Below are 12,972 nucleotides of genomic sequence, written 5' to 3' on the forward strand. Positions count from 1 at the left end.
GCATTCATCGCCCACCTCCGGATTGTCAGATTAGGCAGTGTCTAATCTGACAATGATTTCGGTTTCTACAGGGACCTTGACGGATTAGTGAGCCGATACCTGCGCGATCGGCCGTTGCCAATGGCAGTGACAATGCCGGCTTCTACCATGACGTCGATACAGGCCTTCACTGTGCCGCGGGAGCTTCCAGACAGAACCATGAGGTCACTTGTAGCGATATCCCCAACCTCACACAGCCACAACATCGCTGCTTTCTGGAGTTCATCCTGATCGGTGGTGAGGTACCGCGCAGGCAAGAATGGCGTCGGTTCAGCTTTGCGCAAGATTGCTCGGCATGTTTCGCAAAGCACCCACACTCCAGCATGGGGGACAATCAGCGGTTCACCCAGTACCGTCGTTTGTCGGGCTGCATCCAGGGCATTGTGAGCCGATTCAGGCCCGGCTTGCAGCCCACGCGCTACTTCCGCAACCGTGACAAATGGGCGCTGAAAAAGTAGATACAACACGATTGCAATGCGGTAATCTTCCTGCCGTGCTTGCGGGATTATCCTTGACATCAGCTCAAGAACGGGCAGCACGGGACTGCCACCCACCAAAGTCGTTTCCACAAACGGGCCCGCTACTTCTTCAATGGTGGGCGGCCGATGCCCCAGGGCAATCATCGATTGGTACATGCGATCCACCCCAACACCCTGCTTGTCTACGAGCCCAATTGCGCGATACACATCAGCCAGAGCGGGGTAACGAGCAGAACGGTTACTTAACACATTGTTTTCGGTGATTGCTCCTGGAAAACCACCGGGGCTTCGCACAATCAAGGTGCTGTCGAGCTCAATCCATCGCACATCAATGGCTTCGCTTCGATTCCAATCGCGGTGAATCATGGCATTTAGCATCGCCTCACGCACTGCACCGCGTGGAATCTCTGGCACTGGCTTATGTACGAACCCCTCCACCACAGTGTTGTTTTTATTCACCACATTCAGAGCCTGCTCTATGTACGCAAGCTGCTCAAGACACGACTTCTCAGGTTCCGGCACCACTCTGTTAAGCACCTGACCACCGTGAACATCAAAAATGCTGAGCTCAATAACCGTACGCCCTGCCGAAGTAAATAGCTGCTTTCCTGCCATTGATAGGAATCCATTGGCATCAAGAGCACCAATGCCGTGCAGCACTTCTTGGTCGGTAAGCTCGGCAAACACTGGGTCCCATTTCCTGGCCAACGCCAGGGCACCGGGACGGACATCGGAAAGTGTTGCGGCACTAACCTGCGCCATTGAATCAAAGCCGTCCTGCGCACGCCGATACTCCCACCATTCCGACCGGTCCACCGGCTTGCACGAATCACCAACACGCCAACGCAGCCTGTTCCCAGTATCTTCAACGGGTTCAGAGGCTGCCGCAACATAAATGACAAGCACTCGCTGGCCCTGCACACGCTTTTCGACAACATCAGGCGCAATATCAATCCGGCTATAGATAGCCTGCCGCAACCAATCTATGTCCAGTTCGGTACCGATAATCCGCCCTGTTTTATCCTCGATTCCAACAATCAAGGCACCGCCACCAGGAGTATTGGCCATGCAGGCCACTTCGTCGGCAAGTTTGTCGGCAGCTGTCGAATTCTCCGACTTACCAGGTTCAATCTGGGAACCTCTACGTCGGCCAGCTTCCTCTTTGAAATCAATCGACTGGGTCTCTTTGGTTTTACGCACACAATCGTCGATTGCCGACTCCAAAATAGCGTCAACTTGAGCTATCAGCTGCTCCCGGCGAACTTCCATTCCCGGCAAAGTCGGAGCCACAGCGAACCACCACCTGGGGATTGTTAGATTAGAGCCCCCTTATTCTAACAGCGGTTGTGGTTTTTGTGGGAACCTTGGTGGATTAGCTGCACGACCCCGTGCTACCCCGGACTCTCTAAGATAGAGACTCATAAAAGTAACGCTTCAAATTAACACTATGGAAAAGGTGCTGGCAGCATGAACCAGGACGGCGTCGGCAAGCGACGAGTAACCAAGTACGACCCGATCGCTGTCGGTGAGCAGAGCACCGTCGTCGCGGAGTACCAGGCCGAGGAGCGCACCTCAGAGGACTACCAAACTGAGGCGCAACTGGAGCAAGAACTCATCGACATCCTCCAGTCGCAGGCCTACGACTACCTGCCTATCCACAGCGAAGCAGATCTCGTTGCCAACCTTCGCCGCCAACTAGAAACCCTCAACCACGTCACCTTCAGCGACGCGGAATGGGAACGGTTCTATCGCACCTGCATCACCAGCGCCAACGACGGAATCAAGGAAAAGACCCGTCGTATCCACGAAGACCACATTCAGGTTCTTACGCGTGACGACGGCACGAGCAAAAACATCCGACTGCTGGATAAAGCAAATGTCCATAACAACCGGCTGCAGGTCATTAACCAGTACGAGGTGGAAAAGGACGAAGGTGGTGCGAAACACTCCAATCGTTACGACGTCACCATCCTGGTCAATGGCCTTCCCATGGTGCATATCGAACTCAAGCGCCGTGGCGTAGAGCTGCGTGAAGCCTTTAACCAGATCAGGCGCTACCAGCGCGACTCTTTCTGGTCTGGCGACGGTTTGTTCGATTATGTGCAGCTGTTTGTCATCAGTAACGGCACGCTGACCAAGTACTACTCCAACACCACCCGTGAACTGCACATCAAGGAAACGGGAGGAAAAGGCCGCGCGGCGCGCGGTGCTAAGAGCTTTGAATTCACATCGTGGTGGGCTGACGCAAACAACCAACCCATCCGGGATCTTGTTGGCTTCACTAAGACATTCCTGTCCAAGCACTCGCTTCTCAATATTCTGACCAAGTACTGCGTCTTCACCGCTGCGGAAGAACTACTGGTGATGCGCCCATACCAAATCGTCGCTGCTGAGAAAATTCTGCAACGAATTGAGATTTCCAATAACTATCGTGAACGCCTTGGCACGACGGAGGCCGGCGGCTACATCTGGCACACGACCGGTTCGGGGAAAACCCTCACCTCATTCAAGGCAGCACAGCTGGCTAGCAAACTCTCGCATGTAGATAAGGTCCTCTTTGTCGTCGACCGCAAGGACCTCGACTACCAAACCATGCGTGAGTACGACCGCTTCCAAAAGGGTGCTGCCAACTCCAACACCTCGACCGCCGTGCTGAAGAAGCAGCTGGAAGACGACGATGCGGCCATCATCATCACCACAATTCAGAAGCTGTCGAACTTCATCGCAGGCAACAAACACCACGATGTCTACGGCAAGCACGTGGTCATCATCTTCGACGAATGCCACCGCTCCCAATTTGGCGACATGCACACTGCCATTACTAAGGCATTCAAGAAGTACAACCTCTTCGGATTCACCGGGACACCCATCTTCGCTGACAACTCCACCAGCGGCACCAAGGCCAACCTCAAAACCACCGAGCAGGCTTTCGGCAAACGACTCCACGCCTACACCATCGTTGACGCCATCACCGATAAAAATGTCCTGCCCTTCCGGATCGACTACGTCAACACCATCTCGGTTGGAAACGTTAAGGACAAGGAAGTCACAGGCATCGATACTGAAGGCGCACTCCTGGCCGAGCCACGCCTAAAAAACGTCGTCGACTACACGCTCGAACACTTCGCGCAGAAAACGAAGCGGGAAACCTTCTACCAACACCGCGTTGTCGAGAACGTATCCGCCTCAGCAAAGGCCCGACACCGCGGTCGCATTAAGGAAATAAAGAAAAATCAACGAGTTCGTGGCTTCAATGCTATCTTCGCCACCGCTTCTGTTGAGGCTGCCTACACCTATTACAACCTCTTCAAAGAAGCGCAAGCGTCACTGCCGGAAGCAGAGCGGCTGAAGATCGCCATGATTTACTCATTCGCGCCAAATGAGGCCGAAAAGGATGAGTCACCGACGATTCCGTCGTCAAGCGAAAAGAAAAACGCTGCGGCAGCTACTGCCGTGGCCGACGAGACAGGCTTGCTCCTTGAAGAAGACATGGAGCCCGAGCAGCTACCCAAGGTTGCGCGCGATTACCTGGAAGCGGCGATTGCCGACTACAACGGGTATTTCAAGACCAACTACGACACCACTGCCGAGAAATTCCAGAACTACTACAAAGACCTCTCCCTGCGAATGAAAAACAGGGAAGTCGATATGACCATCGTGGTCAACATGTTCCTCACCGGATTCGATGCCACCACCTTGAACACCCTGTTCGTGGACAAGAACCTGAAGTACCACGGATTGATTCAGGCATTCTCGCGTACCAACCGAATCCTCAACTCAGTCAAGACGTACGGCAACATTGTCTGCTTCCGAGACCTCGAAGATGCCACAAATGAGGCGCTGCGGCTCTTCGGCGACACCGATGCGCAAAGCGTAGTGCTGCTCAAGCCCTACGCTGAGTACTTTGCCGAATACGCCGAGCTGGTGAATCAGCTGCTCCAGGAATACCCGCTGGATAAGGCAATTGTTGGCGAGAAGGCGAAAAAGGAGTTCATCAAGCTTTTCGGAGCGATACTGTGTGTCCAAAACATCCTGACTTCCTTCGACCAATTCGCTGATGACGCGCTGTTGACGCCTCGCCAGGAGCAGGACTACCGCAGTATCTACCTCGACCTGTTCGCGGAATTCCGTACTGAAAGCGACGGGGAACGGGAGTCCATCAACGAAGATGTGGTCTTCGAGATGGAGCTGATTAAGCAGGTAGAGATCAATGTCGACTACATTCTCATGCTCGTCGAGCAATACCGCGAAACCCACGGCAGTAACGAGAGAGAAGAAATTCGTGCCCAGATTTCTCGTGCTGCAAACTCCAGCCCATCGCTGCGGAACAAGCGCGACCTGATTGAAGAGTTCGTCAACACCGTGAGCCTGACCCAGCCCGTTGATGAGCAGTGGGAAGAATTCATCAGGACCAAACGCACGGAAGAACTCAATGCGATCATCGCTGAAGAAAAGCTGCGGATGCCCACTGCGCAATCTTTCATTGAAGAGGCGCTGACCACCGGCATTGTCAGCACGCTTGGCACCGGAATTGTTCGAGTTCTTCCGCCAATGTCGCGGTTTACTCCAGGTAATGAGCGTGAAAAGGTCAAGACGCGGGTGCTTCAGCGCATTCAGGCCTTTGTCGAGCGCTATCGGAACTTGGGGTTCGCGGAGGATGATGGAGAGGCGGCTTGATGGTTGCGGGCGGGCGTAACGATTGGGCCTTCACATGGCAGACCGTTACCGCCTCGCTTCCGCGAAGCTGTGTTTAAAACTACTTATGTAATTACCCCCGGTTTCTCCCATACCCCCAGGTGAGAGACTACGGCGAGTCAACTTTCTCCCCAGCACCCCTCAAATCACCCCCGGCAATCCGCCATTCGTTATAGAGTGACGCACGACACTTTACGACGAATCTGTGAGGTAAAAACACATGACTTCCGCCACCATTCAGCCGGGCGGCGAAGCCTTCATCTACGAGGCAATTCGCACCCCGCGCGGCAAGGGCAAGAAGGACGGCTCCCTCCACGAGGTACGCCCGGTATCACTTCTCGTCGGCCTCATCGACGAAATTCGCAACCGCTTCCCGGAGCTGGATGAAGAACGCATCAGCGACCTCATCGTTGGCTGCGTCAGCCCGGTCGGCGACCAGGGTGCGGACATTGCCCGCACCGCAGCACTCACCGCAGGCCTGCCGTACCGCACCGGCGGTGTCCAGATCAACCGCTTCTGCGCTTCCGGCCTCTCCGCCATCAACTTGGCTGCTCAGAAGGTCCGCTCCGGCATGGACGAGCTCGTTCTCGCCGGTGGCGTGGAGTCCATGTCCCGCGTGCCAATGATGTCCGACGGTGGCGCAATGGCAATGGATGCACAGGTCTCGTTCGCAACTGACTTCGTCCCGCAGGGTATCTCCGCTGACCTGATTGCATCGCTCGACGGCTTTGACCGCGAGTCCCTCGACGAAATGGCAGCACTCTCCCACGCCCGTGCCGCAAAGGCTTGGTCTGAGGGCCGCTTCGACCGCTCCGTCGTCCCAGTCAAGGACGCTAACGGCCTGACCATCCTCGACCGCGATGAGACCATCCGCGAAGGTGTCTCCGCAGAGTCCCTGGCCGGCCTGCGCGCAGCCTTCACCATGATGGGCGAGCAGGGTGGCTTCGACGCAGTTGCACTGAAGAAGTACCCGCAGCTTGAGCGCATCAACCATGTCCACCACGCAGGTAACTCCTCCGGCATCGTCGACGGCGCTGCACTGACTCTGGTTGGTTCTGAGAAGGCCGGCGCAGACATGGGTCTGACGCCACGCGCACGCGTTGTCGCCACCGCCGTTAATGGTGTCGAGCCGACCATCATGCTCACCGGTATCGAGCCGGCTGTTCGCGAGGCTCTGGCCAAGGCCAACCTGACGGTCGACGATATCGACGTGTGGGAAATCAACGAGGCGTTTGCCGCCGTCGTCAAGCATGCTCAGCAGAACCTGGGCATCGACTACGACAAGCTCAACATCAACGGTGGCGCAATGGCCATGGGTCACCCGCTGGGTGCAACCGGTGCCATGATCACCGGCGCCGCAATCGACGAGCTGCACCGCACCGGTGGCCGTTACGCCCTCATCTCGCTCTGCGTGGCTGGCGGCATGGGTGTTGCAACCATCATCGAGCGCGTCTAAAGCAAACCGGAACGAAACTCACAGCGACAATTACCGCGGTCACACCGCGATAACCACAAAGGACTGACTGATTTATGAGCACAGATAACATGTTCCGGTGGGATCAGGACGACGCCGGAATCGTCACCCTCACCATGGATGACCCGAATGCGCCGGTCAACACCATGAACAAGACCTTCCAGGACGACATCTGCGCCACCGTGGAGCGCCTGGAAAACGAAATTGGCGACGGCTCTGAGACCTCCATCAAGGGCATCATCATCACCTCTGCGAAGAAGACCTTCTTCGCAGGCGGCGACATCAAGCAGATGTCCAAGGCCACTGAAGACGATGCAGCTGACATGTTCGGCATGGTCGAGGACATGAAGGCCTCCCTGCGTCGCCTGGAGAAGCTCCCGGTGCCGATTGTTGCTGCCATCAATGGCGCAGCACTGGGCGGCGGCCTCGAGGTCGCGCTGGCTGCTAACCACCGCGTTGCTGCCGATGTCCGCGGTTCCAAGATTGGCCTGCCAGAGGTCACCCTCGGCCTGCTGCCGGGTGGCGGCGGCGTTTCCCGCGTCGTGCGCATGCTGGGCATTCAGGACGCGCTGATGAAGGTCATTCTGACCGGCGCTCAGATGAACCCGGGCAAGGCCCTCGCAGCTGGCCTCGTTGACGAGGTTGTTGCTCCGGAGCAGCTCATCGACACCGCCCGCGCATGGCTGACCAGCGAAGACGCCAAGGCCGCACAGCCGTGGGATGAGAAGGGCTTCAAGATCCCAGGCGGTGACCCGAAGACTCCTAAGTTCGCAATGAACCTGCCGTCCTTCCCGGCAAACCTGACCAAGCAGCTCAAGGGCTCCCCGATGAAGGCTCCGCGCCTTGCGATGCAGGCTGCCATCGAGGGCTCTCAGGTCGACATCGACACCGCACTGCGTGTCGAGTCCCGCTACTTCACCGAGCTGGTCACCGGCACTCAGTCGAAGAACATGATGCAGGCGTTCTTCTTCGACCTCAATCACGCTCAGGGCGGCGGCTCCCGTCCGCTGCAGGCTGACGGCACCCCGTACCCGAAGCGCGAGTTCAAGAAGGTTGCCGTCGTTGGTGCCGGCATGATGGGCGCAGGTATTGCATACGTGTGTGCAAAGGCTGGCATGGAAGTTGTCCTGAAGGACATTTCCCTGGAGAACGCCGAGCGCGGCAAGGCCTACTCCGAGGGGCTGGAGGCGAAGGCTCTCAAGCGCGGTCGCACCACTGAGGAGAAGTCCGCAGCACTGCTGAACCGCATCAAGCCGACCGAGTCCTACGACGACCTGTCCGACGTCGATCTGGTCATCGAGGCCGTCTTCGAGAACACCGACCTCAAGCACAAGGTTCACGCCGAAATCGAGGCCGCGGTTCCGGAGACCTGCATCCTGGGCTCCAACACCTCCACCCTGCCAATCACCGAGCTGGCTTCCCACGTCAAGCGTGAGAAGGACTTCATCGGTCTGCACTTCTTCTCCCCGGTGGACAAGATGCAGCTGATTGAGATCATCTCCGGCGACAACACCGACCCGGCAATCCTCGCCGCTTCGCTGGACTTCGCTGTTGCAATTCGCAAGATTCCGATTGTCGTTACCGACTCCCGCGGTTTCTACACCTCCCGCGTCATCGGCACCGTCATCAACGAGGCTCTGCGCATGGTTGCCGAGGGCTATGACCCGGCCATCATCGAGGCCGCTGGCCGCCAGGCTGGTTACCCGGCACCGCAGCTCCAGCTTGCCGACGAGCTGAATCTCAAGCTCATGGAGAAGATCGCTGGCGAGACCCGCGCTGCCGCCGAGGCTGCAGGTCAGTCCCTGGACGAGGGCGGCGTGCCGGCTCTGGTCGAGGCCATGCTGCACAAGTTCGAACGCCCGGGCAAGCTCGAGGGCAAGGGCTTCTACGAGTACGTCGACGGCAAGCGCTCCGGTCTCTGGCCGGGCCTGTTCAACGAGCTGCGCGAGGAGCTGAACATCACCCCGATCGCTCCGGAAGACACCGACCTGCAGGAGCTGGTCGACCGCATGCTCTTCATCGAGGCCATCGAGACTCAGAAGTGCGTCGACGAGGGCGTTCTGCTTCACGACGCCGACGGCAACATCGGCTCCATCTTCGGTATCGGCTACCCGGCCTGGACCGGTGGTACTCGCCAGTTCATCAAGAACTACGACGGCGCCACTGTCGTCGACCCGGCTGCAGCTCACCCAGAGCGCCGCGGTGTCGCAGGCTTCGTCGAGCGCGCCGAAGAGCTGGCCGATAAGCACGGCGAGCGCTTCAACGCTCCGGAATCCCTGAAGAAGTAGGGCTACCCCGAGCGCACCCCGGTTGCTGGAATTGTTCCAGTAACCGGGGTTTTTCGCCTTCGAGATCACCTCTACGCGCGTAGCACCGCTGAACGCACCAGCGCGCCAACCCCAATTCGGCCTACCCGTTAAACTGCGCACATGGCTCGAAATGTCGCTGATCTTCCCACCGCACTGCCTGAACTCGCTATCTCCCAGGAGGGATTCGCCGCCCCATCACCGCAGCTGGTCATGCTTAACGACGAGCTCGCGACCCAACTCGGTCTCTCCCCACAGTGGCTCCGGTCAGACGCTGGCCTGAAGTTCCTCACTGGCCGCGGCGCCGATCACGGAGTCGGCCAGGAAACCGATACCCCACTCGGCGCATACACAACCCCGATGGCCACGGCCTATGCCGGCCACCAGTTCGGCAACTTCGCAGGCCTACTCGGTGATGGTCGCGCGCTCTTGCTTGCCACAGTTGAGGCTGAACCGGGGCTGACTGGGCTGCACTGTCCGCCTAACCAGCCCGACTGCCCCAAAGAGACAACCCACAGCGACAACACCCAGTCCTACGAGATTCAGGCGAAAGGCACCGGCCCCACGCCCTTTTCCCGTGGCGGTGACGGCAAAGCCACGCTGACCTCCGCGCTGCGGGAGTACCTCATCAGCGAAGCCATGTATGCGCTCGGCATCCCCACCACCCGCGCGCTGGCGGTCATCAAAACCGGCGAAGAGATTTACCGCGGCTCGCAAACCCCATTCGACAACACCGACCCCACCACCGAACTTCAACCGGGTGGCATCGTCGTGCGCGTAGCATCCAGCCACCTGCGAGTTGGCACGTTCGAGCTGGTCGCTCGCTCCGGAACGGACACCGGAATCATGGATCGGCTCATCGAGTTCGCCGCGCAGCGGCATGGCTACGAGGGTTCGGCGGAGTCGGTTCTCCGGGACGTCGTCAAGCGGCAAGCTAATCTCGTTGCGGCGTGGCTGGCCTGTGGATTTGTCCACGGCGTGATGAACACCGACAATGCCAGCATCGCGGGCGAGACCATCGACTTTGGGCCGTGTGCGTTTCTGGATGCGCACGATCCGCGGGCGGTGTTTAGCAGCATTGATCGCGGCGGTCGATACGCGTTCGGCGCGCAGCCAACAATCGCGGGGTGGAACATGTCGAAGCTCGCGGAGACTTTGCTACCGCATTTCGCAGGCACCCCGGAGGATGCCCTCACACGCGCCCGCGACATCCTGGGAGAATTCGCCGACGAGTTCACCGATGCGCTCAGCCGCAGGTGGCTGCCCAAGTTGGGGATTCTCCCCTCGCTTTACGACGACCCGCTGGCCACCCCCTTGGTACAGCAGTGGCAGGCGTTGCTGGCGAAGTTTGGGCTCGACCACACGAATGCTCATCGGGCGCTGATTGAGGTTCTTGCCAGCGATGATGGGCAGGATTTCACTGCGCTGACCGCGCTGACCAGACTGTCTGATGATCCTGCGTTCCCCGCTGCCGCGACTGAGTGGAGGCAGTTGTGGCAGCGGACGCGGGAGGAGCTGGGAATCGACCAGACGACGGCCCTGGCACTTATGGAGGAAACGAATCCGCTGTATATTCCGCGAAACTACCTGGTCACGGAAGCGTTAGCGGCGGCAGGGGCGGGGGATCTGACCGACTACCGGCACCTGCTGGAGGCGGTAACCAACCCCTTTGAGTCGCAAGACGTCCCTGCGGGGTTCACGGAGCCGGCACCGCGGGAGTTGGGTGCTTTCCACTCGTACTGTGGGACTTAATGCGCTGCCTCTCCGCCTCCTCCAAAGTCCACTTCCTCTTCCAAAGCCCACTTCACGACACAGGTGTCACCTCGTGCCAGCTGTGGAGGTGGCACGAGGTGACACCTGTGTCGTGAAGTCGCGGATGGGGCCGGACAGGAGCCCGGCGGTGGGACAGCCAGAAATTCAGCAGCCCCAACCCCTGCGGGGGTGCCAGGATGTTACAACGTTGCACCACTGCACAGGATTAACTCCCCAATCGAGGGTAAAAGACACCGTCAAATAAGGGATGGTTCGCCTGATTAATACTCATATGTTTTTTGGACTTGTATGGTTAGAGACTGTATTGAACGGTCGTATCCAAACCTTAGAGCCCACCACACCCAAGTTGTCACCACCACCATTGCCTATGCAGGTGGGAGGTGGGTATCTAAGTCATTTGGAGTGAGCCGATCACCAAATTCATATCGCCTATCTGGCAGAATCTAGAAAGGCTCGCGATGCATAGACCCGTTGCCTCCGGCCCCTTCCACACCCGGCAGAAACTCCGGCGGAAGCTCCGACAGCGAGAGAAGTCCCGTGCCACAAAACTGCACGCAACAACGCTCAGCGGAAAAGGAAAGTTCACGCTGCATGTCCGCCAGATCCTGGCGGCTTTGCTGGTAATCGCCTTGCCAGGAAGCGCGCTCGCTGCCTGCAGCACTGACCAGCAACAGGTCGGCGCGGGGTTCATTGTGGTCCAGAACTCCGAACCACAGTCGCCGCTGTACACCACTGACACCAATGAAACCGGTGGTGGCGATATCCTCCGCATGCTCTACTCAGGTCTGGTGCGCTACGACACCGACGGCTCGATGATCCTGGACCATGCGGCAGAAATTAAGCCCAACGAGGACTCGACCCATTTCGACATCACGCTAAAACCGGGCTGGACCTTCCACAACGGCGAACCAGTCACCGCGCAGAGCTACATCGATGCCTGGAATTACGCTGCCTACGGCCCGAACCTGCAGAAGCAGCAGTCCTTCTTCGCCAACGTGCAGGGTTTTGATGCTGTTTCGGGAGAAAAGGCCACGGAGAAAACACTCTCCGGCCTGAAAAAGGTCGATGACCTGAGGTTCACCGTGGATCTGACCAACCCAGATTCTTCCTTCCCGCTCAGCCTCGGCTATGTCGCGTTTATGCCGCTGCCGAAGGCCGCGTTCGAAGACAAGAAGGCTTTCGGTGAACACCCAATCGGCAATGGACCGTACAAGATGGCCGAAGGCCGCGCTTGGCTGCACAACAACCAGCTAACTGTGGTTCGCAATGATGACTTCGCCGGTGAGCACAAGGCCCGTAACAACGGCCTGGTATACCGCTTCTACTCGGACGTGGACACCGCATATGCAGACCTCCAGGCCGGCCGCCTGGACACGCTGCCACGCACAATTCCACCAACGGCTCTCGCCAGCTTCCAAACCGACTTCCCCGACTCCAGCGCAAATGTCCCGACCTCGTCTTCGCAGTACTTCGCAATTCCGCGAAATCTGCCAGGTTTTTCGGGTGAAGAGGGCAAGCTTCGTCGTCAAGCGATTTCTATGGCGATTGACCGGAAACTAATCACTGAGAAGATTTTCTTCGACACCCGCACCCCGGCGCGCGAGTTCAGCTCGTTGACGCTCGGCGACCTTGATCCGAACGTACCTGGCCAAGAGGTCCTGGAATACAACCCGAAGAAGGCCCGTCAACTGTGGGCCGAAGCCAACAAAATTGCGCCGTTTACCGGCTCGTTCGACATTGCCTACAACGCCGACGGCGGACACCAGCAGTGGGTCGAAGCGGTGACCAACATGATTGGCGAGACCCTCGGCATCGATTCCCACGGCAAGGCCTACCCGACGTTCAAGCAGCTGCGCGATGAAATCTCCAACGAGACCATCACCAGCGGCTACCGCACTGGTTGGGCAGCTGACTACCCATCTGTGGCCAACTACATGCTTCCGCAGTTCGTCACTGGTGGCTCCTCGAATGACTACCACTACTCCAATCCGGAGTTCGACAAGCTGATTCAGGAGGCTGCCTCGGCAAAGAGCGCAGAAGATGCCAAGCCGATTTATGTCAAGGCTCAGTCTGTGCTGATGGAGGACCTGCCAGCGATTCCGCTGTGGTACCCCAATGCTTCGGTGGCGTGGAACCCGAAGCTGCGCAATGCCGTAGTGATGTGGGACGGCATCTTGGACTACCCAATGATTGAGAAGGACTAGCA

The 12,972-nt window shown here is 58.1% G+C and carries 6 protein-coding genes; 5 read left to right on the forward strand and 1 reads right to left on the reverse strand.

The window, feature by feature from the left end; genetic code table 11:
- Positions 1 to 65: 65 nt before the first annotated feature.
- Positions 66 to 1,787, reverse strand: a complete 1,722-nt coding sequence (locus QP977_RS00860; RefSeq protein ID WP_410397506.1) for a DUF5635 domain-containing protein — start codon at positions 1,785 to 1,787, stop codon at positions 66 to 68.
- A gap of 198 nt (positions 1,788 to 1,985) precedes the next feature.
- On the opposite strand from QP977_RS00860, the gene QP977_RS00865 reads away from it, so the two are divergent.
- From QP977_RS00865 to QP977_RS00885, 5 genes are all read left to right on the forward strand, one after another.
- Complete coding sequence (locus tag QP977_RS00865; RefSeq protein ID WP_284847049.1) at positions 1,986 to 5,195, forward strand: type I restriction endonuclease subunit R; 3,210 nt, start codon at positions 1,986 to 1,988, stop codon at positions 5,193 to 5,195.
- Positions 5,196 to 5,433: 238 nt separating this feature from the next.
- Complete coding sequence (locus tag QP977_RS00870; RefSeq protein ID WP_070767103.1) at positions 5,434 to 6,669, forward strand: acetyl-CoA C-acetyltransferase; 1,236 nt, start codon at positions 5,434 to 5,436, stop codon at positions 6,667 to 6,669.
- A 74-nt stretch (positions 6,670 to 6,743) separates the two neighbouring features.
- On the forward strand, positions 6,744 to 8,975 hold the full coding sequence (locus tag QP977_RS00875) for a 3-hydroxyacyl-CoA dehydrogenase NAD-binding domain-containing protein (RefSeq protein ID WP_284847050.1): 2,232 nt from the start codon (positions 6,744 to 6,746) through the stop codon (positions 8,973 to 8,975).
- A gap of 141 nt (positions 8,976 to 9,116) precedes the next feature.
- Positions 9,117 to 10,745, forward strand: a complete 1,629-nt coding sequence (locus tag QP977_RS00880; protein WP_070767102.1) for a protein adenylyltransferase SelO family protein — start codon at positions 9,117 to 9,119, stop codon at positions 10,743 to 10,745.
- Positions 10,746 to 11,224: 479 nt separating this feature from the next.
- Positions 11,225 to 12,970, forward strand: coding sequence for a peptide ABC transporter substrate-binding protein (locus tag QP977_RS00885; RefSeq protein ID WP_070767101.1), 1,746 nt, complete (start codon positions 11,225 to 11,227; stop codon positions 12,968 to 12,970).
- The last annotated feature ends 2 nt before the right edge of the window (positions 12,971 to 12,972 follow it).

It is taken from the genome of Corynebacterium sp. MSK012 (genome assembly GCF_030232435.1).
Classification (GTDB): domain Bacteria; phylum Actinomycetota; class Actinomycetes; order Mycobacteriales; family Mycobacteriaceae; genus Corynebacterium; species Corynebacterium jeikeium_D.

Excerpts from the sequence above, each read along its gene's own strand:
- QP977_RS00860 (WP_410397506.1), bottom strand. The coding sequence starts at position 1,787 with ATGGAAGTTCGCCGGGAGCAGCTGATAGCTCAAGTTGACGCTATTTTG.
- QP977_RS00865 (WP_284847049.1), top strand. The coding sequence starts at position 1,986 with ATGAACCAGGACGGCGTCGGCAAGCGACGAGTAACCAAGTACGACCCG.
- QP977_RS00870 (WP_070767103.1), top strand. The coding sequence starts at position 5,434 with ATGACTTCCGCCACCATTCAGCCGGGCGGCGAAGCCTTCATCTACGAG.
- QP977_RS00875 (WP_284847050.1), top strand. The coding sequence starts at position 6,744 with ATGAGCACAGATAACATGTTCCGGTGGGATCAGGACGACGCCGGAATC.
- QP977_RS00880 (WP_070767102.1), top strand. The coding sequence starts at position 9,117 with ATGGCTCGAAATGTCGCTGATCTTCCCACCGCACTGCCTGAACTCGCT.
- QP977_RS00885 (WP_070767101.1), top strand. The coding sequence starts at position 11,225 with ATGCATAGACCCGTTGCCTCCGGCCCCTTCCACACCCGGCAGAAACTC.